General features: G+C 64.1%; 20 protein-coding genes. 10 read left to right on the top strand and 10 right to left on the bottom strand.

Features of this window, described 5'->3' with window-relative positions; all coding sequences use genetic code 11:
- Positions 1-46: 46 nt before the first annotated feature.
- The 3 genes from carB to ACWGTI_RS01725 all read right to left on the bottom strand — a co-directional run bounded on the left by carB (position 47) and on the right by ACWGTI_RS01725 (position 5,613).
- The gene (gene carB, locus ACWGTI_RS01735; protein ID WP_454585523.1) at positions 47-3,550 is read right to left on the bottom strand and encodes a carbamoyl-phosphate synthase large subunit; all 3,504 of its coding nucleotides are present in this window, start codon (positions 3,548-3,550) and stop codon (positions 47-49) included.
- Between the two features lie 365 nt (positions 3,551-3,915).
- Entirely contained in the window at positions 3,916-4,692 is a 777-nt protein-coding gene (locus tag ACWGTI_RS01730) for an SH3 domain-containing protein (RefSeq protein ID WP_454586462.1), read from the bottom strand.
- 150 nt (positions 4,693-4,842) lie between these two features.
- A complete protein-coding gene (locus ACWGTI_RS01725) occupies positions 4,843-5,613 on the bottom strand; it encodes a metallophosphoesterase family protein (protein WP_454585522.1) in 771 nt (256 codons plus the stop codon).
- 204 nt (positions 5,614-5,817) lie between these two features.
- Here ACWGTI_RS01725 and ACWGTI_RS01720 point away from each other — a divergent pair, with 204 nt between their 5' ends.
- Positions 5,818-6,288 carry a nucleoside deaminase gene (locus ACWGTI_RS01720; RefSeq protein WP_454585521.1) on the top strand — a complete coding sequence of 157 codons (471 nt, stop codon included), beginning with the start codon at positions 5,818-5,820 and terminating at the stop codon, positions 6,286-6,288.
- Between the two features lie 20 nt (positions 6,289-6,308).
- Here ACWGTI_RS01720 and ACWGTI_RS01715 read toward each other — a convergent pair whose 3' ends face one another.
- Positions 6,309-6,665: an ArsR/SmtB family transcription factor gene (locus ACWGTI_RS01715; protein ID WP_454585520.1), complete on the bottom strand. Its 357-nt coding sequence runs from the start codon at positions 6,663-6,665 to the stop codon at positions 6,309-6,311.
- Positions 6,666-6,871: 206 nt separating this feature from the next.
- On the opposite strand from ACWGTI_RS01715, the gene ACWGTI_RS01710 reads away from it, so the two are divergent.
- Positions 6,872-8,050: an MFS transporter gene (locus ACWGTI_RS01710; RefSeq protein WP_454585519.1), complete on the top strand. Its 1,179-nt coding sequence runs from the start codon at positions 6,872-6,874 to the stop codon at positions 8,048-8,050.
- 112 nt (positions 8,051-8,162) lie between these two features.
- On the opposite strand, the gene ACWGTI_RS01705 is transcribed toward ACWGTI_RS01710, so the two are convergent.
- Positions 8,163-8,627 (bottom strand): MarR family winged helix-turn-helix transcriptional regulator, encoded by a 465-nt coding sequence (locus ACWGTI_RS01705; RefSeq protein ID WP_454585518.1) that lies wholly within the window; start codon positions 8,625-8,627, stop codon positions 8,163-8,165.
- A gap of 177 nt (positions 8,628-8,804) precedes the next feature.
- Between ACWGTI_RS01705 and ACWGTI_RS01700 the strand changes: the two genes are divergently transcribed.
- Positions 8,805-9,599 carry an SDR family NAD(P)-dependent oxidoreductase gene (locus ACWGTI_RS01700; RefSeq protein ID WP_454585517.1) on the top strand — a complete coding sequence of 265 codons (795 nt, stop codon included), beginning with the start codon at positions 8,805-8,807 and terminating at the stop codon, positions 9,597-9,599.
- Between the two features lie 189 nt (positions 9,600-9,788).
- Here ACWGTI_RS01700 and ACWGTI_RS01695 read toward each other — a convergent pair whose 3' ends face one another.
- Complete coding sequence (locus ACWGTI_RS01695; RefSeq protein WP_454576967.1) at positions 9,789-10,388, bottom strand: LysE family translocator; 600 nt, start codon at positions 10,386-10,388, stop codon at positions 9,789-9,791.
- A gap of 96 nt (positions 10,389-10,484) precedes the next feature.
- Between ACWGTI_RS01695 and ACWGTI_RS01690 the strand changes: the two genes are divergently transcribed.
- Positions 10,485-11,354, top strand: coding sequence for a LysR family transcriptional regulator (locus ACWGTI_RS01690; RefSeq protein WP_454586461.1), 870 nt, complete (start codon positions 10,485-10,487; stop codon positions 11,352-11,354).
- A 182-nt stretch (positions 11,355-11,536) separates the two neighbouring features.
- Here the strand turns inward: ACWGTI_RS01690 and ACWGTI_RS01685 are convergent, their stop codons facing one another.
- The 3 genes from ACWGTI_RS01685 to ACWGTI_RS01675 all read right to left on the bottom strand — a co-directional run bounded on the left by ACWGTI_RS01685 (position 11,537) and on the right by ACWGTI_RS01675 (position 14,580).
- The gene (locus ACWGTI_RS01685; protein ID WP_454585516.1) at positions 11,537-12,187 is read right to left on the bottom strand and encodes a dihydrofolate reductase family protein; all 651 of its coding nucleotides are present in this window, start codon (positions 12,185-12,187) and stop codon (positions 11,537-11,539) included.
- A 119-nt stretch (positions 12,188-12,306) separates the two neighbouring features.
- On the bottom strand, positions 12,307-13,167 hold the full coding sequence (locus ACWGTI_RS01680; RefSeq protein ID WP_454585515.1) for a protein-L-isoaspartate O-methyltransferase family protein: 861 nt from the start codon (positions 13,165-13,167) through the stop codon (positions 12,307-12,309).
- A 54-nt stretch (positions 13,168-13,221) separates the two neighbouring features.
- Positions 13,222-14,580, bottom strand: coding sequence for an Nramp family divalent metal transporter (locus ACWGTI_RS01675; RefSeq protein ID WP_454585514.1), 1,359 nt, complete (start codon positions 14,578-14,580; stop codon positions 13,222-13,224).
- A gap of 243 nt (positions 14,581-14,823) precedes the next feature.
- On the opposite strand from ACWGTI_RS01675, the gene mntR reads away from it, so the two are divergent.
- Both mntR and ACWGTI_RS01665 read left to right on the top strand, forming a co-directional pair.
- On the top strand, positions 14,824-15,279 hold the full coding sequence (gene mntR / locus ACWGTI_RS01670; RefSeq protein ID WP_454585513.1) for a manganese-binding transcriptional regulator MntR: 456 nt from the start codon (positions 14,824-14,826) through the stop codon (positions 15,277-15,279).
- Positions 15,280-15,372: 93 nt separating this feature from the next.
- Positions 15,373-15,561 carry a hypothetical protein gene (locus ACWGTI_RS01665; protein ID WP_112563314.1) on the top strand — a complete coding sequence of 63 codons (189 nt, stop codon included), beginning with the start codon at positions 15,373-15,375 and terminating at the stop codon, positions 15,559-15,561.
- Between the two features lie 24 nt (positions 15,562-15,585).
- Here ACWGTI_RS01665 and ACWGTI_RS01660 read toward each other — a convergent pair whose 3' ends face one another.
- The gene (locus ACWGTI_RS01660; RefSeq protein ID WP_454585512.1) at positions 15,586-17,655 is read right to left on the bottom strand and encodes a hypothetical protein; all 2,070 of its coding nucleotides are present in this window, start codon (positions 17,653-17,655) and stop codon (positions 15,586-15,588) included.
- A 189-nt stretch (positions 17,656-17,844) separates the two neighbouring features.
- Between ACWGTI_RS01660 and ypfJ the strand changes: the two genes are divergently transcribed.
- The 4 genes from ypfJ (at position 17,845) to ACWGTI_RS01640 (ending at position 22,189) form a co-directional block, all read left to right on the top strand.
- Positions 17,845-18,759, top strand: coding sequence for a KPN_02809 family neutral zinc metallopeptidase (gene ypfJ / locus ACWGTI_RS01655; protein ID WP_454585511.1), 915 nt, complete (start codon positions 17,845-17,847; stop codon positions 18,757-18,759).
- Positions 18,760-18,922: 163 nt separating this feature from the next.
- The gene (locus ACWGTI_RS01650; protein ID WP_454585510.1) at positions 18,923-20,188 is read left to right on the top strand and encodes a TCR/Tet family MFS transporter; all 1,266 of its coding nucleotides are present in this window, start codon (positions 18,923-18,925) and stop codon (positions 20,186-20,188) included.
- Positions 20,189-20,468: 280 nt separating this feature from the next.
- Positions 20,469-21,410 (top strand): alpha/beta fold hydrolase, encoded by a 942-nt coding sequence (locus tag ACWGTI_RS01645; RefSeq protein ID WP_454585509.1) that lies wholly within the window; start codon positions 20,469-20,471, stop codon positions 21,408-21,410.
- 35 nt (positions 21,411-21,445) lie between these two features.
- Entirely contained in the window at positions 21,446-22,189 is a 744-nt protein-coding gene (locus ACWGTI_RS01640) for a DUF899 family protein (RefSeq protein ID WP_454585508.1), read from the top strand.
- The last annotated feature ends 12 nt before the right edge of the window (positions 22,190-22,201 follow it).

The raw sequence follows: 22,201 nt of genomic DNA, 5'->3' as shown, positions 1-22,201 counted from the left end.
TGCCGGCACCTTCTCCCCGTTGAACGGGGAGAAGAGAGCTAATCTCTCACGCAAAATACTCCTGCAGCGGTCTGACCTCCAGGCTCCCCGCCTTCAGCGCCGCAATCGCCTCGGCCACCGCTGCTGCACCCGACAGCGTGGTGTAATACGGCACCTTCTGCATCAGTGTTGCCCGCCGTAGCGACTTCGAGTCCGACACTGCCTTCTGGCCGTCCGTCGTGTTGAAGACGATCTGGACCTGGCGGTTGCGGATGGCGTCTTCGATGTGGGGGCGTCCCTCCAGCACCTTGTTGATCTTTTCGGCGACGACGCCGTTTTCGGCGAGGAAGCGCTGTGTGCCTGACGTGGCCAGCACCTTGAAGCCCTGGTCGGCGAGGCGCTTGACCGCGGGCAATATGCCTTTCTTGTCCTCGTCGCGCACGGAGACGAACAGCGTGCCGGAGCGCGGCAGGTCGACGCCCGCCCCTAACTGGCTCTTGGCGAAGGCGAGCGCGAAATCGCGGTCGAGGCCCATGACCTCGCCGGTCGAGCGCATTTCAGGCCCGAGCAGAATGTCGACGCCGGGGAAGCGGGCGAAGGGGAAGACGGCTTCCTTGACCGCGATGTGGCCAGGATTGCGCGGATCGGGCATGGCGCCGTAATGGGCGAAGGCGTCTTCCAGTTTTTCGCCGGCCATGATGCGGGCGGCGATCTTGGCAATTGGCCGGCCGATGGTCTTGGCGACGAAGGGCACAGTGCGCGACGCGCGCGGGTTGACCTCCAGCACATAGACCGTGCCGTCCTTGATCGCGTACTGCACGTTCATCAGCCCGCCGACATTGAGCGCGCGGGCAAGGGCCGCCGTCTGGCGCTCCAGCTCGTCGACCAGCTCGGAAGGCAGCGCGTGCACCGGCAGCGAGCAGGCACTGTCGCCGGAATGGATGCCGGCTTCCTCGATGTGTTCGAGAATGCCCGACACGAAGGTCGCCGTGCCGTCGCAGAGGCAGTCGACATCGACCTCGATGGCGCCGCTGAGATAGGTGTCGAACAAAAGCGGGTTCTTGCCGAGCAGCGTGTTGATCTGGCCGGTCTTGTCGTTGGGGTATTTCTGCTTGATGTCCTCCGGCACCAGGCCGGGCACGGTGTCGAGCAGATAGGTCTGCAGCATGCCTTCGTCGTGGATGATCTGCATGGCGCGGCCGCCCAGCACATAGGACGGGCGCACCACAAGCGGGAAGCCGAGCTCGCCGGCGACGAGGCGGGCCTGCTCGACGGAGTAGGCGATGCCGTTCTTCGGCTGGGTCAGGTTCAGCTTGTGCAGCAGCTTCTGGAAGCGGTCGCGGTCTTCGGCGAGATCGATCATGTCGGGCGACGTGCCGAGGATTGGGATGCCGGCTTTCTCCAGCGCATCCGCCAGCTTCAGCGGCGTCTGGCCGCCGAACTGGACGATGACGCCGACGAGTTCGCCCGAGGCCTGTTCGGCGCGCAGGATCTCCAGCACATCCTCCGCCGTCAGCGGCTCGAAATAGAGCCGGTCGGAGGTGTCGTAGTCGGTCGAGACGGTCTCCGGGTTGCAGTTGATCATGATCGCCTCATAGCCGGCGTCGCGCAGGGCGAAGGCGGCATGGCAGCAGCAATAGTCGAACTCAATGCCCTGGCCGATGCGGTTCGGACCGCCGCCGAGGATGACGACCTTCTTGCGCGCCGAGACCTGCGCCTCGTTGGCGAGCGCGCCGGCGAAGGGCACTTCGTAGGTCGAATACATGTAGGCGGTGGGCGAGGCGAACTCGGCGGCACAGGTGTCGATGCGCTTATAAACCGGATGAACGTCGAGCTTTTCGCGAGTCTTCTGAATCACTTCGGCGTCGGTCTTCGTCAGCGACGCGAGGCGGGCATCGGAGAAGCCCATCGCCTTCAGCATGCGCAGGTTGACGGCGTCCTGCGGAATGCCGTGCTCGCGGATGCGGGCTTCCATGGCGAGGATGCCGGCGATCTGTTCGAGGAACCACGGGTCGATCTTGCACATGGCGTGCACGTCTTCGAGCGAGGTGCCCATGCGGATCGCCTGCGCCACCATGCGCAGCCGGTCGGGCGTCGGCGTGCCGAGGGCGGCGCGAATGGCGTTGCGGTCGTCGACGTGGCTGGCGGGCGCAGTGCCATGGCCAAGGCCGGGGATTTCGATCTCGTCGAGACCGGTGAGGCCGGTCTCCAGTCCACGCAAAGCCTTCTGCAAAGACTCCTGGAAAGTGCGGCCGATGGCCATGACTTCGCCGACCGACTTCATGGCGGTGGTCAGCACCGGCTCGGCGCCGGGGAATTTCTCGAAGGCGAAGCGCGGAATTTTCGTTACGACATAGTCGATGCTCGGCTCGAAGGAGGCGGGCGTGGCGCCGCCGGTGATGTCGTTCTCCAGCTCGTCCAGCGTATAGCCGACGGCAAGCTTGGCCGCGATCTTGGCGATGGGGAAACCGGTCGCCTTGGAGGCCAGCGCGGACGAGCGCGAGACGCGCGGGTTCATCTCGATCACCACCAGCCGGCCATCGGCCGGGTTGACGGCGAACTGCACGTTGGAGCCGCCGGTCTCGACGCCGATCTCGCGCAGCACCGCGATCGAAGCGTTGCGCATCATCTGGTATTCCTTGTCGGTCAGCGTCAGCGCCGGAGCGACGGTGATCGAGTCGCCCGTGTGCACGCCCATCGGATCGATGTTCTCGATCGAGCAGACGATGATGCAATTGTCCGCCTTGTCGCGGACGACCTCCATCTCATACTCCTTCCAGCCGAGCACGCTTTCCTCGATCAGCACTTCGGTGGTCGGCGAGGCATCGAGCCCGGACTGGACGATGTCGTAGAATTCGGCGCGGTTGTAGGCGATGCCGCCGCCGGTGCCGCCCATGGTGAAGGACGGGCGGATGATGGCCGGCAGGCCGACATGGTCGAGCGCCTGGGCGGCGATCGCCATGCCGTGGCTGATGTAGCGCTGCTTGCGGTCGCCTTCGCCGAGATTCCAGCGGGTTTCCAGCGCATCGAGCGCAGCGTCGAGATCGGCAGGCGCCTCGGCCTTCATAGCGGCGCGTTCGGCCTCGTGCATCTTGCGATCGGTGTTCTTGACGTCGGTGGCGTTGGCCAGCATCGACTTCGGCGTTTCGAGCCCGATCTTCTTCATCGCCTCGCGAAACAAAGCGCGGTCCTCGGCCTTGTCGATTGCCGTGGCGTCGGCGCCGATCATCTCGACATTGTAGCGGTCGAGCACGCCCATGCGGCGCAGCGACAAAGCGGTGTTGAGCGCGGTCTGGCCGCCCATGGTCGGCAGCAGCGCGTCGGGCCGCTCCTTGGCGATGATCTTGGCGACGACTTCAGGCGTGATCGGCTCGATATAGGTGGCGTCGGCCAGTTCTGGGTCGGTCATAATGGTGGCCGGGTTGGAATTGACCAGGATGACGCGGAACCCCTCTTCCTTCAGCGCCTTGCAGGCCTGTGTGCCGGAATAGTCGAACTCGCAGGCCTGGCCGATGACGATGGGGCCGGCCCCGATGATCAGGATCGACTTGATGTCGGTGCGTCTTGGCATCGTTGTGAGTTCCGTTCGGCGAGCGGCTTGCACGAAAAACCGGGACGGGAAGACCCGGCCGGTTGTGCTTGCGATTCTGGTATCAGGCTAGGAGGGCCTTATAGGGAAGAGTTTTGGGAGATGTAACCCCGAAAATGAGGGATCGTGGGGCTCTCAGCAACAAGCGCCTCATTCCGTCGCGCCCCCCTCTGTCCTGCCGGACATCTCCCCCACGAGGGGGGAGATTGGATGTCGCGACCGCCTTCGCCAATTTTCCAACATCGAAGAAGAGGCGCCGGCGGTGAGACTGCTGATCTCCCCCCATGTGGGGGAGATGTCCGGCAGGACAGAGGGGGGCGCTGTCCCGCCCGCGTTCGAGGCTCAAGCTAACCTCCGGTCGCCACGGCGTCGATAATCTCGAAGCGTTCTGAGGCGCCGATGCGGATCATGTTCAAGCTGCCCTCGCGGGTGAAGCGGAATTCGTCGGGAGAGTCCGAGCCGACAGGCAGGCCGTCGTGAAAGCTGATGATGCGCGTTCCGCCATCCGGCCAGGTCACGGTCACCGCGCTGTCGCCGCCGGTATGGGCGACGTTTATCTGGCACTGCATCATCGGTTGGCCGACATAGCGGGCGCAGGGAATTTCCAGGGTTTCATTCGCCGCCAGCGCTAGGCCATAGGCATCCTGCATGGCGATCTCCGCCGCGGACTTCGGCATGGTTTCGGGGCTGGCCGGCTGGCTCGCGCTACCCAGCCGAGCGGTCAGGTCGGGTGCATCGGGCGTCGCACCGGTTTCGGTGGCCACGGCGTCCGCCGCCTGGTCGGGCACCGTCGCCGGATTGAGGGGCACCAGATAGCGCGCCGGCGCCCAGCCGGTGACGCTGGGATTGTCTGAAACAATCTTGCACCAGGGATGTCCGTCAATGTCGTTGCAGCCGAGGTTGCGCACGCTGGCACCTGCAGCGACCCGCGCCTCGGTCTTGCCCATCGGCGAGGGCTCGGCGCGGATGTTGAGCAGATCGTCGGGGGCAAGTCCCGTAACGATGGAGATGAAGGGCGTATCTTCCGCGTGGGCCGGGACAACGGCTAGCCATGCCGCCATCAGCAGCGGAGCGGCAATCAGCGCATGCAAACTTGTTCGGAGCGTAACGATGCGCCTCATCATTGGCCGTGCACTGATATTCTGTACCTTTGCCACGGCATGTTCAGCCGCATGCGGAGGCGGTTTTATAAGGGACGATGCGCCGCCATGTAAGTCCGAAAATGCGTCCGATCTTTGGTGCGGGGAGGGCGGAGGCAGGCACGGCTGTCCCGTTCAAGCGGAGCCTTGCGAAGAGGGTTTCGGCATGAAGCCGGTTCTGAGCGCATGCGCCCATTCCGGCCGTCCCGCCTGTTCTGCCTGCCTGGCCGCCGCTTCGTGGTCGTAGTCGACGGCGATGGTCTCGAAACGGTCGGGTCCTTCGTCATCCAGGGTGACGATCCCGTAGCGCGCATGCGGGCTGCCTTGCTCCGAAACATGCGCCGGCGGCGTGTCATCGTCATAGGCGGGGCAGCCGACGCTGCCGGGATTGAAGAGAACGGGGCCGCCGGGGATGCGGATCAGCTCCGCGCGGTGGCTGTGTCCGCACAGCACGATGCGGCAGTCGAGCCCCTTCAGCCGCCGCTGAATGGCTGCAAGCGGCGCGCGCACCAGATGGCCATCGACGATCGCGTCGAGCAGATATTTCTCGTCATGGTCGGGCCGGGCATGGAAGGCGACCACGCCGGGAATGATCTCCAGCGTGAAGGGCAGGGCGAACAGGGCCTCGCGCTGCGCCCCCGTCAGCCGTTCCTGCGCGTAGCGGTCGGAGGCCCACATCGTGTCGTCGGCGGGATCAACGGCGACGCGGCGGTCATGGTTGCCGCGCACGGTCGGCAGGTCGAGCGCTTCCAGCCGCTCGAACGTCTCGCGCGGCCACAGCGGGCCGGAGACGCAATCGCCGAGATTGATGGTGAGATCAGTACCGCCGCGCCGCTTGAGATCGGCGAGCACGGCTTCCAGCGCCAGCACATTGCCATGGATGTCGGCGAGAACGGCAATGCGCATGCGGCGGGCTCCTTGGTGCAGCCCGTCGGGGCTTGCGGCCCGCCTTCGTTATCAAGCTCCTGCCTTTTATCAAGCCCTTGAGATCGTTCGCGACAGCCGGGAGCCCTTGGCTATCGCCGAAGCGCTCCATCTGCTAGCGTCCACGCCGTCCAGAGTTCGTCTGGGGGGAATATCCGCTCAAGACAGCCTCGGAGGGACCAGGCGATGACCCGCGACCAGATGGTTGCCCACCTCCGCGCCGCCAATGACGTCGCGCGTGAGACTGCCGCGCACGGGCATCATCCTTTCGGCTGTGTACTCGTCGGTCCCGACGATCGCATCCTGATGCGGCAAGGCAACATCAACACCGTGCGCCACGCCGAGACCGAACTCTCCCGGCGTGCCGCGGACGCCTATCCGCCGGAATTCCTGTGGTCCTGCACGCTCGTCACAACCGGCGAGCCCTGTGCGATGTGCACAGGAACGCTCTACTGGGCCAATATCGGGCGGCTGGTCTATGGCTACGAGGAGACCAAGCTTCTCGCGCTGACTGGCGACCATGCCGAGAATCCGACGATGAGCCTCTCGTCGCGCACGGTGCTCGGCTTCGGGCAGAAGCCGGTCGAGGTCCACGGTCCCTTCCCCGAGATGGACGAGGAGCTTCTCGCCCCGCATATCGGTTTTTGGCAGCGCTAGGAACTTGACTTCGAAACCGGTTAGGCCGGCACTTCGATGTCGTGGCCACCGACCGCGGGAAGGGCAGGATCGTCTCCGGCCGCGGCGATGACGCTGTCGAGCAGGCCGGGGAAGCGGGCGTCGAGATCGGTGCGGCGCAGCGTGATCATCCGGTTGGTGCCGACCACTTCGGCGCGTGTGACACCGGCTTCGCGCAGTTTGGCCAGGTGATAGCTGAGATTGGTCTTCGAGCCGAAGTCGAGGAACTGGCTGCAGTTCAGCGCCACGCCTTCCTTGCTGGCGAGATAGCGCACGATGGCCAGCCTGGTCGGGTCGCCAAGCACGGCGAGCACGATCGGCAGGCTGATCTGGTCTGTATTGGGATGCGGCAAGGTCATGGCCCGAAACTAAGCACAGTCGGTGGCGATTTCAACGCGTCCATCCTTTGCGGGGCATGCACAGTGTTTCTCCGTTTCGCGACCAGGCTCACCGGCTGTCCTGACACAGGCTGTCAGCAGGCTTCAGCTATTTTCACCTGGCTTCATTGACATCATGCCCTGTTATATCCAATTGTTCAATAACTTTTGAACTAAGGGACCTCCCAATGGACAAGCGCCTCCTCTGGCTTGCGCTCGGATCGTTCACGATCTCGACCGAAGGCTTCGTCATTTCCAGCCTGCTGCCTGACATTGCCGGCGACGCCGGCATTTCGATTCCGCTCGCCGGCACGCTGATCACCGCCTTCGCGCTCGCCTATGCGATTGGCACGCCGATCCTGGCGACGCTGACCGGCGAATGGGACCGGCGCCGGGTCATCCTGTGGACGCTGGTGTTCTTCGTCATTGGTAATATTACGGCAGCGGTCAGCTCGTCCTTCGAACTGCTGCTGATTGCCCGCATCATCATGGCGCTGTCGTCCGGCCTGTTTGCCGCAACCGCGCAAGGCACGGCGGTGGCGCTGGTCGATGACCATCACCGGGCCCGCGCCATTGCTGTCGTCGTCGGCGGCACCACGGTGGCGGTTGCGCTCGGCGCGCCGCTCGGCGCGCTTGTCGCCGCCTTTGCCGGCTGGCGCGGCACGTTCTTTGCCATCGCCGGACTTGGCGCGCTGGTCGGCGCCATCCTGTGGTACCGGCTGCCGCGCGGCATTGTCGGCACCAGGCTGCCGCTCAAGCGGCGGCTGGCCGCGGCGCTGCGCCCCGGCGTCATGCCGATCCTTTTGACCACGGCGCTCGCCCTGATCGGCGCCTTCTCCGTGTTTTCCTATATCGCACCGCTGGCCATCCAGAGCGGCGGCCTGAGCCCGCTGGCGCTGCCCGGCATGCTGCTCGCCTTCGGCGTCGGCGCCGTCATCGGCAACATCGCCGGCGGCCAGGCGGCCGACCGGTTCGGCGCGACACGCACCGTCGGCTGGTCGCTGGCGCTGAGTGCTGTGATGCTGGTCATGCTCTCGGTGGTGCCGACCTTCCTGCCGCAGCATCTCGCCGGGCCGATGCTGATGGCCATGATGGTGCCGTGGGGCATGGTCGGCTGGGCGTTCCCGCCGGCGCAGGCCAGTCGCATCATCAAGCTGGCGCCCGACGCCGCACCGATCGTGCTGTCGCTCAACGCCTCGGCGCTCTACCTCGGCGTGGCGCTGGGTGCGGTGGTCGGCGGAGCCGTGCTGCGCTACGGCGTGCCGGCCGATCTCGGCCTGGTCGCCGCAATCTTCCCGCTGATCGGGCTTGGCGTGGTGCTGGCCGGCCGCTGGGCCGGCCGGGCGGTCGCCGTGCCGGCGGAGTAGACTTGCTGGTTTGACGCAATTCCCAAGGGAAAGCGCTGCGCGCTTTTCCCGGGAAAACCGCTCAACACTTTTCCTGGAATTGCTTTTCCATACCTGATTGCCGGCCGCTCTTTCAGCTTGAAGGGGTGGCCGGCGGCGTTTCGTAATCCAGTGCGGCGACTTCATCCAGCATGGCGCGCAGGTCGGCCGCCCGTTGCTCGCCGACCATGTCCTCGAAGCGCTGCTGGGCAATGCTCCACAATTTCGTCGCCTCCTCGAGCTTGGCGAGGCCCTGGCTTGTCAGCCGCACCCGCTTGATGCGGCGATCGTCCTTGTCGGCGAAGGTTTCGACATAGCCGTCACGGATCAATGGCTTCAGCGTGTGGCCGAGCGCCGACAGATCCATGACCATCTCTTCTGCAATCGTACCCATCGCCGGCTCGCCGCCGATTTGGATCTGGTACAGCAAGCCGAATTGTGTGCCCTTCAGGCCCGAAGGCGCGATCACATCGTCATAGAAGCGGCTGAGCTTGCGCGCGGCGCGCCGCAGCGTGGCGTTGTTGCAAGGGCTGAATCCCGGCATCGCAGTCTTGTTCATCACCACTCCTCGCCGGCAAATGCGCCTGCCGGCCTGCCGCAGAAATAGTTTCTGCCGCCACCGTTGACAAGATAGTGGCATATACCTACTTCCCAGATAGTGGCATATGCCACCAATTGGAAATCAGGCGGCGAGGGACATCCAGTCTCGCCGGAAAGCTAAAAAAGGAACACGACAATGAGTGGACAGGACAACAAGGGAACCGCAGTCATCACCGGCGCATCGGCAGGCATCGGCGCGGTCTATGCCGACCGGCTGGCAGGGCAGGGCTATGATCTGGTGCTGGTTGCGCGGCGCGCCGACCGGCTCGAGGAATTGGCTGAAAAGCTGCGTTATGCCTATAAGCGCAAGGTCAGCGTGATATCAGCCGATCTCGCCGACGACAATGATGTGCGCCGCGTAGAGCAGGCGATAGCAGCCGACGATAGCGTCACGCTGCTGGTCAACAATGCCGGCATCGGCGGCCAAGCCGTGGTGGCGACCGCCGACGCCGACGAGGCCGAGCGCATGATCAAGGTCAATGTCATCGCCTTGACCCGCCTGACCCGCGCCGTGCTGCCGGGGCTTTTGGCGCACAACCGCGGCGCCATCGTCAACATCGCCTCCGTGCTCGCCTATGAGACATCGTTCGGCGGCATCTACAGCGGCACCAAGGCCTATGTCGTCAACTTCACCGAGGGGCTGCACCGCGAGGTTGCCGGCACCAATGTGAAGGTGCAGGCTGTGTTGCCGGGCGCGACCCGCACCGATTTCTGGGAGCTTGCCGGCAGCGACATCGACCAGCTGCCGAAGGAAATCATCATGACCGCCGACGATATGGTCGATGCCGCGCTTGTCGGTCTCGCCAGGGGCGAAGCCGTCACCGTGCCGGCGCTCGCCGATGCGGGCAAGCTTGACACCTTCCTCGGCGCAAGGCAGGCCTTCTACGGCAGCCTGCATGCCGACAAGCCGGCCGCCCGCTACGCGGCTTGAGCTGACAGAACCTGGGTTCCTCGCCCCCGCAAAGCGGGGGAGAGGTGGCCGCGAAGCGGACGGAGAGGGGGCCATCCTAGGGCGAATTCCTAATGGAGTCTGGTCACCGTCGTCGCGCCAGTCCCCCCTCTCCGTCTCGGCTTCGCCGAGCCACCTCTCCCCCCATTCCATGGGGGCGAGGAACTAGAGCTAAGCCCCCCGCCACATCGGAATGATCGACGCCGCCAGCACCAGGGCCAGCACAATGTTGAGCGCGCGCCATTGCCACTCGGTCTTGAGCAGCCGTGCCAGCACCATGCCGGCCACGCACCAGATGGACAGCGAGATGGCCGCGGTGAGGCCGAAGGTAGAGCCGAGCAGCAGCGCGAGCTGCCCCGGTCCGTCGGCAAGGGCCGCGAACGAGGCCGCGGCACCCAGTCCCATCGCCCAGCCTTTCGGGTTCATCCACTGAATGCCGGCGCCGCCGAAGAAACTGTTGGGCTTGGCCATCGTGACATCGAGATTGGGCGGCCCGGCGCGGCCGATCTTGATCGCCAGCCAGACGAGATAGGCCGAACCGACGATCTTCATTGCCAGCTGCAGCGACGGCATAGCCAGCAGCAGGCCGGCGAGCCCGGCGGCGGCAGCACCCGTTACCGTGGCAAGGCCGGCGGCACTGCCGGCCATCAGCGGCACGGAGCGGCGAAAGCCGAATTGCGCGCCCGAAGCGGTGGACAGAGTGGTGGCGATGCCCGGTGTGGCGGTGGCCACGAAGGCAAACAGGATAAGCGGCAGCATGGTCTGGAGCATGGGGCGTCCTTCATCGAAGGCGTCATGGTAGACTTCCGCCTGCTTCAGTAAATGCAATGTTTGCGATGTCTGGCATTAGCAGACATAATGCCAGGCATGAACCGAAACCTCGACATGGCTCTGATCCGCACCTTCGTCACCGTCGCCGACAAGGCCAGCATGACCGCGGCGGCGAACGCGCTGCACCTGACGCAAGGCGCCGTCAGCCAACAGGTCAAGCGGCTGGAGGAGGCGCTGGGCTGCAGCCTGTTCGAGCGCGATCGGCGCGGCTTGCGGCTGACACGACCCGGCGAGCGGCTGTTCGGCAAGGCAAAGCGGCTGCTTGGGCTCAATGACGAGATCTGGGCCGAGATGGCGGGCACGGAAGTTGCCGGCCAGGTGCGGCTTGGTGTGCCTTACGACCTCGTAGGCACCTTGCTGGCGCCGGTGCTCAAAGCCTATGCCGAAGCCTATCCTCGGGTCGAGATTTCATTGCTCTGTGCCGCCTCGCCGGATCTTGCCGCCGCACTTGCCGCCGGCACCATCGATCTAGCCGTTATCGAGGAGCCGGTCGGCCCGTCGGCCGGTGAATGCCTTGCCATCGACCGGCTGGTCTGGGTTGGCGCCAAGGGCGGCGTTGCCCGCGCCAAGCGGCCGCTGCCGGTGTCGATTGTCGCCGACACCTGCGCCTTCCGCCCGGTGGTGCTGTCGGCGCTGAACGAGCATGGTCTTGAATGGCGCACCGTGTTCGAAAACGGCAACATCGATGCCACGACCGCGACGGTGCGCTCCGACCTCGCTGTCACCACGTGGCTGGCCTCCGCCGTGCCGGCCGACCTCGACATTCTGCCTTTCGATTCAGGCCTACCGCCGTTGCCGAATTTCTCGATCAATCTGCATTTGCCAAGGTTTGGCGCGGCGCCTGCCGCGCAGGAATTCGCGCGGTTTATCAGGGATGGGCTGGGGCGGCGGGCGATGGCGGCTTGAACGTGCGCTCCTTCTCCCCGTCACTATACGGGGAGAAGGTGCCGGCAGGCGGATGAGGGGCGGCGCGAACCGATCCGTTTTCTGATCCACAGACGTTTCGTCCAATTGGCGAGGTCAGCGCTGCCCCTCCTTGCCCTGCCGGGCATTTCTCCCCGTATAGTGACGGGGAGAAAGAGCCACTCCTACTTCCAGTTCTTGCGGCGCTCGAGCTCGGCTTCGGACGGCTCCTGCGTCACAAACGACCCAACCTTGATCTCGCCTGATCGTTCGTAGGTCGCCATGATGACGCCAGTGGTGGTGGCTTGCGACTTTGCGAGCTTGAAGGCGGCCGGCATCGCACTGTCGCCGAACAGCCGCTTGCCCTTGCCCAGCAGCAGCGGGAACGTCATCAGCCGGATTTCGTCGATCAGCCCGTTGGCCAGCAAGGTCTGGATCAGTTCGCCCGAACCCTGGATGAGCAGGTCAGGTCCATCCTCCTGGCTGAGGCGGCGCAACGCCGCGACGATATCTTCCCCAAGCCATTGCGTGTTCTCCCAGGTGAGAGAGTCCGGCCGATGTGTCGCCACATATTTGGTCGCAGGGTTGAAGGCATCTCCGATCGGATCTTTTTGATACGGCCAGTACGCGGCGAAGATGTCGTAGGTCCTGCGGCCGAGCAGCAGGGCGAAGGGTTTGGAGAAGAGTTCCTCCATCGCCGCGCCCGCCACCTCGTCAAAGTAATGGAAGGTCCAGCCGCCGAACTCGAAGCCGCCAACTGGATCCTCTTCCGGCCCGCCTGGAGCCTGCATGATGCCGTCGAGGCTGACGAAGGTGGCGGCGATGATCTTCCTCATTGGGCTTCTCCTTTTGGTGATCCGCGCCGTCAGGGCCGGATTTCGATCCAAGGACGGACGGGCAGGCGACCTTCCGACAGGTAACGGCAAGAAATCCGCCGCCGCCCGGTGAAGGATACCTATTGCCGCTTTCGCCCGCTGCCAGGAGCCTGTGACGAAAACCAGACATCGCCGATGACAGCGGTGGCGGTCCGGTCGGGCGTCCTGTCAGCCGCCAGCCAGATCGAGCGGCTGCGGGCCGCTTGCTGGAGGTCGGGGATTTTCGCCCCGGAGCTGGCAACCGAGGCGCCAACGCAAGGGATGAACCAGGAGCGCATGAACGGGTCGCAGGCAAAGCCCTTGTCGGTGCGGGTTACCATTACGGCAAGGCCGACACTCTGGGAGGGGCGCCAGGGAAAGATCATGCGGCCGCCGGGCTTGAGCGCCCGTAGCCAGGCAACCGGCGGCGCCACGACACCGGCATTGACGTAGATGATGTCGGAAGGCGGCAGATCGCCTGTGACGGCATCGCCGTGGATGACTCTGGCATTGCGGTAGGGTTCGAGGTTCTTTGTCGCTCTGGCCGCAAGATCGGCTTCCAGTTCGAAGGCAGTCACAGGGCCCGGCGAAACCAGCCGCGCCAGCAAGGCGGTGTAGTAGCCGGTGCCGGCACCGGCATGGGTGACGGCCTCACCCGGTCTGGGGGCGATCCTGCCGATCCACATGGCGTGCAGGGAAGGCTCGCCATTGTTGATGCCCTTGTCGGCATCGAGCGCCACCAGCACATCCTGATAGATGTGAACCGGATCGGCGCTCGGCGTCACGATCCTGCCGTTGCCGGTGATCAGCGCCCTGCCGGCCACGATCGTCCAAGGTCCGGGACCGAGAAAGGCCTCGCGCGGCACTGTGGCGAACGCCTCTTCGAGGCGCGAATCGGCCGAGCCGGCATTTGCGGCCATCAGCTGTGCATAGAATTTCCTGGCGTCTTCCACACTTGTCATGATGCGCTACAAGATAGCGCGAACTGCCGGTTTGTCGCGGTCGCAAGGGGAAATTCAGCCGACGCCGAAGACCGTGTCGTAGAGCAGTTTGAAGTTGAGCACCAGGATGATCGCCGCGACCACCCAGGCAAGTGCCGCCACGCTGCGCGGAATGGCAAGGTTGCCCATCTTCTTCTTGTCGGAGACGAACTGCACCAGCGGCACAACCGCGAAGGGCAGCTGCATCGACAGGATCACCTGGCTGAAGACCAGCAACTGGCCGGTGCCCTTTTCGCCATAGAGCGCGGTGACGACCACCACCGGGACGATGGCGATGCCGCGCGTCAGCAGACGGCGTGCCCATTGCGGGATGCGCAAGCGCAGGAAGCCTTCCATGACGATCTGGCCGGCAAGCGTCGCGGTCACCGTCGAGTTGAGGCCCGAGGCCAGCAGCGCCACTGCAAACAGGATCGAGGCGATGCCGAGGCCAAGCAGCGGCGACAGGAGTTCGAAGGCCTGGCCGATCTCAGCGACATCCTGGTGGCCGGTGCCATGGAAGGCCACAGCCGAGACGATCAGGATCGAGGCATTGACGAACAGGGCCAGGACAAGCGCGATGGTCGAGTCGGTCGTTGCCCATTTGATGGCGTCGCGCTTGCCTTTTTCGGTCCGTTCATAAGCGCGCGTCTGCACGATGGAGGAGTGCAGATAGAGATTGTGCGGCATGACGGTGGCGCCGATGATGCCGATGGCGATGTAGAGCATCGCCGGGTTGGTGACGATCTCCGTCGACGGCACGAACATCGAATGCAGGATCGAGCCCACCGGCGGGGCGGCGGCAAAGATCTGGATGGCGAAACAGCCGAAGATGATGATTAGAAGCGCGATGACGAAGGCTTCGAGATAGCGGAACCCCTTGTTCATCAACAAAAGCACGATGAAGGCGTCGAGCGCGGTCAGCATGGCGCCGCCGACCAGTGGAATGCCGAACAGAAGCTGCAGCGCAATCGCCGTGCCGATGACTTCGGCGAGGTCGCAGGCGATGATGGCGAGCTCGCAGGCGACCCACAGCACGAAACTGACGGGACGCGGATAGTAGGCGCGGCAGGCCTGGGCGAGGTCGCGGCCGGTGGCGATGCCGAGCCGGGCGGCGAGCGCCTGCAGCAGGATCGCCATCAGGTTGGACAGCATGATGATGAACAAAAGCGTGTAGCCGAACTGGGCGCCGCCGGCGAGATCGGTTGCCCAGTTGCCCGGGTCCATATAGCCGACCGAAACCATGTAGCCCGGCCCCATGAAGGCGAACAGGCGGCGGAACCAGACGCCGGATTGCGGCACCGCGATCGTGGAGTTCACCTCGCGCAGGCTCGGCGGATTGTCTTCCGGCCTGTCAAATCGCCAGGCTGATCCCACGGTTGCGTCGGCTTCGGACATGGAGGGCTTTCCACTGGATGGATTGGTGTTGTCATCCTATCTATGTCAGGGCTCAACATTATGCAATAGGCTATATTTCATTGTATATGCTTCTTATGCGGCAGCCGGTTGGACGCGCAGGGAGCGATCGCAAACGCCGGTTGCGCCTGCCACGGAATGCAAATAAACGGCTGGGGACAGTTAAGCCTGTGCTATGAATGGCAAAGGCCGATTGATTTGTCGAAAGCCAGGAAGGAGCGCGTATTGGCGCTGAAGCATAAACCGGTTCGACGCGAAGAGCCGCTTCCGAATGCCGACGTCCATTCCGAAGGCTTCCGGCAGACGCGCGAAGCGCGCCGCAGCGCGCTGGTCGAGGATTATGTCGAGCTGATCGCCGACCTGATCGAGGACGGCAACGAGGCGCGGCAGGTCGATATCGCGGCAAGGCTTGGCGTCGCCCAGCCGACGGTGGCCAAGATGCTGACCAGGCTGTGCGCCGACGGGCTCGTCTCCCGAAAACCCTATCGCGGGGTGTTCCTGACCGATGCCGGGCGCAAGGTGGCTGAGGAAAGCCGCATCCGCCACCAGACGGTCGAAGCCTTTTTGCGCTCGCTCGGCGTCAGCGCCGAGACGGCGCGCATCGATGCCGAAGGCATCGAGCATCATGTCAGCGCCGAGACGCTGGAAGCGTTTCGCAAGGCGATGATCGCGCCGCGTTAAAGCCGCGCTCGCCTCGAAGTCCATCGGAACCTCCGCACCTTACGCACGTTGCTCCTGACGTCGCGCGATTGGTGCGCGTCAAGGGAGGAAACCATGGGCGTTGAACAGGCACCGACCGCGAAGGGCAAGCAAGCTGCCAGAGGATTAAAGCAGGCGGCTGCAAAGGATGAGCGCAAGACTGAAGCCGAAACCGGCCGGCCGCTGAAGAAGGGCGCCGCGCGTTTCGAGGAACGCTCCAAAAGCTCGGACGGCAAGAGTGCCGGCGCCAAGCAGAAGAGCTGAGTTCTCGGCCGCAAGCGCCAACGCCTATTCTTCGTTCACATCCTGCACCCAGCTGCGCGGATGCCCGTCGACGCGGAACTGGAAGATGAAATAGGGCGGAATGCAGGTGCCCTTGCCGGGCTTGGCCTCGGTCAGATCGTCGTAGCCGGCAGTGCAGATATAGTCCTCACGGCAGGGATGCGCCTTGTCGCAGGCGCGCAGGCCGGCGGTCTTGGTGAATTCCTTGGTGCAGAATTTGTGGTCCTTGCCAGACGCAATGCAGTCATTGAAGCCGGTCTTGGCCAGCCGTCCGCAACTCGCCTCGTCGGGCAGCTTTTCGCAGCTCGCCTTGCGCAGCATGCCGCCGGGAAAGCCGCCGGTCTTCTGCTCGGGATTGTCGTAGCGCTGGCGCGCCGCGCCATAACCGGCGAGTTTTATCGGCGGTTTCTTGTCGCGCGCCGGATCGATGGCACAGGCCTTTGCGGTGGCCGGCGAAAGGCGGCAATACTGGTCGCTGCCCCATTTCGACATCTTGATCTCGCCGAACTCGACGGGATCGCCGACTTGGGTGCCGCCTTCGCTGACGCAGGTGCCGAAGCCCGGATGGATGGCGCTTTCATGGACGCCGGCGCAGCGCAGGCCGGCGCCGCAGGTCCAGTCCTTGAAGCTTGCATCCTCGCCGCTGTAGCAGATCGAGCCCCAACCATTGTAGAGGTCGGTGCCTTTCAGCGCCTCGGCGTATTTGGCATCGGGACGGGCGGCGAAGCCGCGGGAGAAATCCGGATGGCTGCCGGCGGCGAACTCCTCGACGATGGCGCGCCGGCGCGGCAGGTCGGCGAAGAACACAGCCGAGCCCGGCACGAAGACAGCGTTGCGGCGCGGCTCGCTGGCCGGGTCGGCGCCGGTATAGTGAAAGCCGGCAATGCCGTGCGTCTGATGGCAGCCGGTGCAGGTCATGTCGTTGAGACGCAAATTGAAGCCGGCCACCGATTTCAAGCTGCGTAGTTCGTTGCCCCTGCCGACATAATCCTTCAGCGCCTTGTCGATATCGGCATCGTCGAGCAGCCCATAGGCGATGTTGTTTTGCGATCTGGCCATGCCGCCGGGTGCGACCGAGACGGCGCTGGTCGCCAGGAATTTGTCTGATATCACCAGCCGACCAAGATCGAGGTCGTAGATGTTGCGATCGGTCAGCAGCCACTTGGCGAAACCCGGCCGGTCGGCCAGCACGATCTTCCTGTCGATCTGGTTCTCCATCTTCGATTCCTGGAAGGTGGACGTCGCCGGGTCCCATTTGAAAATCTTGAGGAGATATTCGGCATGGCCGCCGAAATCGCGCCGGCTTGAGGCCGACAGCCGGAGAACCTGCATGTTGAGTTCGAGCCGCATGATCTGCGCTGAGTTCAGCATGGCGTTCGAAAGCGGACCTTCATCCGAGCGCAGCCAGGCCGCGAGCTGATCGGGCGCAAGGTCTTTTTGCCCGGCGGCCAGCCAGCGCTTGGCGACATCGGCGCACGAGACGGCGGTAGCGCTTGGACGGTCTCTCGAAGCGCGGGCGCGCGCCTCGCCGGGCATGGCATTGAAGACCAGGCTCATGGTCAATGGCAGGCGCGACGAAATGCGCTGTGCCGTCTTCCCCTTCGCCGGCTTCTCCGCCACCGAATAGTGGAAGCGGTAGATCAGCCTGATTTCGCCGCATTCGGTGTGGCCGAGATAGCCGCGGTCCATGCGGTTGACGACGCCGGTCAGGTCGAGCGTCGAGCCGTCGTCGTCGATGTATTTCGGGTTGAATTTCTGGCTGGGGTCCTTCGTCTTCGCCAGCGCGGCGACATAGGGATCGGGGCTGCCGGCGGGCTCGTCGGCGATCTCCTGCTTGACGGCGTTGCGCACCGGAGTCAGCGCGCGCACCGAAAACAGGCCGCGATTGTCGACCTCGCGGGTGAGACCCAGCGCCGGACCGAGCAGGCGGCTGATCGACAGGCCGCCACGCTCGAGCGCCTGCAATGTGTCGGGATCGGTCACGGCGACGCTGGAATCGAGCGTGATGGCACATGCCGGCCACGAGCCAAGGCACCACAGCACCGCCAGCAACAGAAATCGGCCGATCGTCTGCAAGCCCTTACCCCCCGTTCGACCGGATGCTACAGCGCGCGTGCCGCCTCGACCAGAGCGCGGAGCGGCGATGCCGCCGGCACGAAAAATACTGTGACTTGGCGCAACCATTACGATAATTGTTTGTTGGGGTCGGACCGGGCCACGACATCGGCCAGGTCTGCCAGGAAGTTTGCATTACGGGGAGTTGCCATGCTCTGGAAGGGCCGCCGTCAGAGTGACAATGTCGAGGACGAGCGCAGCGACAGCGGCGGTGGTGGTTTCGGCGGCGGCAGCCCCGGCCAATTCCGCGTCCCGATCGGCGGCCGCACCGGTGGCGGCGGCAGCATCTTGCTCGTCATCCTCGTGGTGCTGGCCGGATGGTATTTTGGCTTCGACCCGTCGCAGATCCTGGGCAGCGGCGACAGCGGCGGCGGCCAGATCACTGACAACAGCGGCGGCCAGGACGAGGGTGCCGGCACGCCTGCTTCCGACGAGATGAAGCAGTTCGTGGCGACGGTGCTCGCCGAGACCGAAGAGACCTGGACCGGCATCTTCCAGTCACAGGGCCTGACATACGAGGATCCGAAGCTTGTGCTGTTCAGCGGGCAAATCCGTTCGGCTTGTGGCTCCGCCTCCACGGCCGCCGGTCCGTTCTATTGTCCCGGCGACCACAAGGTCTATCTCGACACCACCTTCTTCCAGCAGCTCGACCAGCAGTTCGGCGCCTCTGGCGATTTCGCCCAGGCCTATGTGATCGCGCATGAGGTCGGTCACCATGTGCAGAACCTCACCGGCATCCTGCCCAAGTTCAACCAGATGCGGCAGTCCATGGGCGAGGCGGAAGCCAACCAGATGTCGGTGCGCATTGAGCTGCAGGCCGACTGCTTCGCCGGTGTCTGGGCGCACTTCACCGGGCAGAAAGGCATTCTGGAACAGGGCGACATCGAAGAGGCGCTGAACGCCGCCAAGCAGATCGGCGACGACACGCTGCAGAAGAAGATGCAGGGCTATGTCGTGCCGGAAAGCTTCAACCACGGCACCTCGCAGCAGCGGCAGACGTGGCTGGCGCGCGGCTACAAGAGCGGCAAGCTTTCGGATTGCAACACGCTGACCGGTCCGATCTGACGAGACTGCTCGGGCCCGCGTTTCCCGGCGTCGGCCGACCGCCAAACTGCCGTCAGGGGATGTCAGGATCGACGATTCCCGACCGTTCCCTTATTGTTCCAGAATGACGCCTCGCCTATAACGGGCGCCCCGCCCAAGGGCGGCTTAGGGAGCAGACGCCATCATGATCGACCCCAAAACCGCCAGGCGGGGCCTTGCGCTCGTCTTCACCACGCTGCTGCTCGACATTATCGGCTTCGGGATGATCATGCCGGTGTTGCCGGCCTATCTGAGGGAATTGAGCGGGGTCGGCATCAGCGAAGCGGCGATCGAGGGCGGCTGGCTGTTCTTCGTCTATGCGGCGATGCAGTTCTTCTTCGCCCCGATCATGGGCGGCTTGAGCGACCGCTTCGGGCGGCGGCCGATCCTGCTCGCTTCCGTGCTCACCTTCTCCATCGACAATTTGATCTGCGCCATCGCCTGGTCCTATCCAATGCTGTTCATCGGACGTGTGCTGGCCGGCATTTCGGGCGCCAGCTACTCCACGACCTCGGCCTTCATCGCCGACATTTCGAATGACGAGAACAGGGCAAAGAATTTCGGCCTGCTCGGCATCGCCTTCGGTGTCGGCTTCGTCATCGGTCCGGTGCTGGGCGGGCTGCTCGGCTCCTTCGGACCGCGCGTGCCGTTCTATTTCGCCGCCGGGCTTGCCTTCGTGAACTTCCTCATCGCGCTGTTCTTCCTACCGGAAACGCTGGACGAAAAGCACCGCCGCCGTTTCGAGTGGAAACGCGCCAACCCGGTCGGCACGCTGCTGCAGATGCGCCAGTACCAGGGCATCGGCTGGATCGGGCTCGCCTTCTTCCTGATGACGCTTGGCCACATGATGTATCCGGCGGTGTGGTCGTTCGTCTCCAATTACCGCTATGGCTGGAGCGAGCAGCAGATCGGCTTCTCGCTCGGCGCCTTTGGCCTGTGCGGGGCGATCGTCATGGCGACGGTGCTGCCGCGTGTGATCCCCAGGCTTGGCGAATGGCGGACGGCGGTGATCGGCCTGACATTTACCGCGGCCAGCGCCTTCGGCTACGCCTTCGCCTCGCAAGGCTGGATGATCTATGCGGTGATCGTCGTCGGCTGCCTCGAAGCATTGGCCGATCCGCCGTTGAGAAGCCTTGCCGCCGGCAAGGTGCCGCCTTCGGCGCAAGGCGAACTGCAGGGCGCGATGACCTCGATCTTTTCGATCACCTCGATCATAACGCCGCTGCTCTACACCGCGATCTTTTCCTGGTTCACGGGGCCGAAAGCCCCGGTGACATTCGGCGGTGCGCCTTATCTGCTCGGCGCGTGTTTCCTGACGCTGGCGGTCATCGTCTTTGTGACGAAAGTGGCGAGGCCGACGGCAGTGAGAAATGCCGCCACCGGCGTCGCTGAAGATGGAGCGCCGGGATGAGCCATGACAGCCGCATAAAGCTGACCAGGGATGGGGTGTCGCTGTCTCGCCTGGTGTTTGGCGCCTGGCGCCTGCTCGACAGTGCCGCCCGCCGGTAAATGCCGTCAGGCTGGTTCTCTCGGAACCTTCTTCATGCCGCGGTTGTTGAACAGACCGGTCGACCGGTTTTCAATTTGCAGACGCAGACCAAGGGCAATCGCGCCGCATTTGTAATTCTGACAGGGCAGCGCAGCGCCCTAGTTTCCCTGAGACGGCTGGGTTGAAACGAGAGGAGATCGCCATGTTGAACCGGATGCTTCATCAGGCAGTGCTCGTGCTCGCCGCTGTCTGTATTGCTGTGGCCATGGCGCAAGCGGCGTCTTCGGCGCGTCCGGGTCAGCCGCCGCCCGGCTTCACCTCGGCCAAGGTAGCGGTGAACGGCAGCAGCCTGCACTATATCAGGGGTGGAAACGGGCCGGCTCTCATTCTCGTGCATGGGTTCCCGGAGGACTGGACCGAATATCAGGCCATTATGCCGAGGCTGGCGCAGCGCTTCACGGTGATTGCGGTCGACCTTCCCGGCATCGGCCGCTCGGCGCCGCCGCGAGATGGCTATGAGGCCACAAATCTGGCGTCTCAAATCCATGGCCTTGCCGATGCCCTGCACCTGGAAAAGCCCTATGTCGTCGGGCACGATCTCGGCGGCATCGTCACCTATGCCTATGTCAGGCGGTTCCCGGAAGCGCTGCGCGGCGCCATGATCCTCGATGTGCCGATGCCCGGCATCGAAGGGTGGGACAAGGCGATATCAGGCACGTGGCATATCGGCTTCATCCAGGCGCCCGGCGGTTTGGCGGAGAAGGTAGTTCCAGGACGGCAGGCGGCCATGCTCGGCTGGTTCCTCGACATCGGCAAGTTCAGCCGTCAGGAGCGCACATATTATTTCCGCATCTATCGCGCGCCGCAGCTGCACGCTGCGTTCGAGATCTATCGCGCCTTCCCCACGGACGGTGAATGGAACGCCGCCCAGACGGCGCCGAACGCCGTGCCGCTGGTCATCGCCGTCGGCCAGAAATCCTTCTTCAGCGCACTGTTGCCGACCTTTCTGGACGGCTACCGCGCCAAGGGCATGAGCCATGTCGAGGGCGCGCAGATTGAAGACGCCAGCCACTATATCGTCGCCGACAATCCGGATGGCGCGGCGGCGTTGATCGAAAAGCATGCCGGCGAAAACGCGCGCTGATCGCTCTCTCCATCAACAGCCAAGGGAGAACGGAAATGAACGATCTGAAGAAGAACGGATCTGCCATGCCCAAGATCGTCGACCGGACTACGTTCGAGGCGGAACTCGACGCGCTGCGGGCTCGCGAGAAAGCGCATACCAGGGAAAGCGATGCGATCGCTGCTGCGCGCCGGCGGCTGCCCATGGTCGAGGTCGACGGGGCAACCCCACTCATCAGCGACAAGGGTCAAGTGACCCTGCTCGACGCCTTCGAGGACCGGCCTCTGCTCATCGCCTATTATTTCATGTGGCACAAGGATCAGCCAGCGCCGCAGCAATGTGAGGGCTGCACCTTGTTCACCTCTCAGGTGCGCGAACGCGTCTACATCAATTCGCGCGACGTCACCTACGCCACCTTCTGCCAAGGGCCCTATGAGCCCAGCATCCGCTACCGCGATTTCATGGGCTGGGACATGCCGTGGTACTCCGCCGAGAAATCGCTCGATACGCTGCTTGTCGACCGCCAGCACAACCGTATGCACATCGTGTGTTACGTGCGTAAGGGGAACTCCGTCTTCGAAACGTATTGGACGACCGCCCGCGGCGTGGAGGCGATGGACAACAATTACCACCTGCTCGACCTCACCGTTTATGGACGGCAAGAGGAGTGGGAAGACTCGCCGGAGGGTTGGCCGCAGCCCTGGGGCGAAGGCAAGGCGCGGATGCGCAAGGGCGAACGACCGATCGCCCAATGGAACCGGCTGAAGGCCGGCTACTCGGATGATCTGAGAAACGGCTAGGCGAAGACCTGT

The organism is Mesorhizobium sp. ArgA1 (assembly GCF_053714375.1).
Note: the sequence above shows the minus strand (reverse complement) of the source record. Positions and strands in the feature narration are given on the sequence as shown.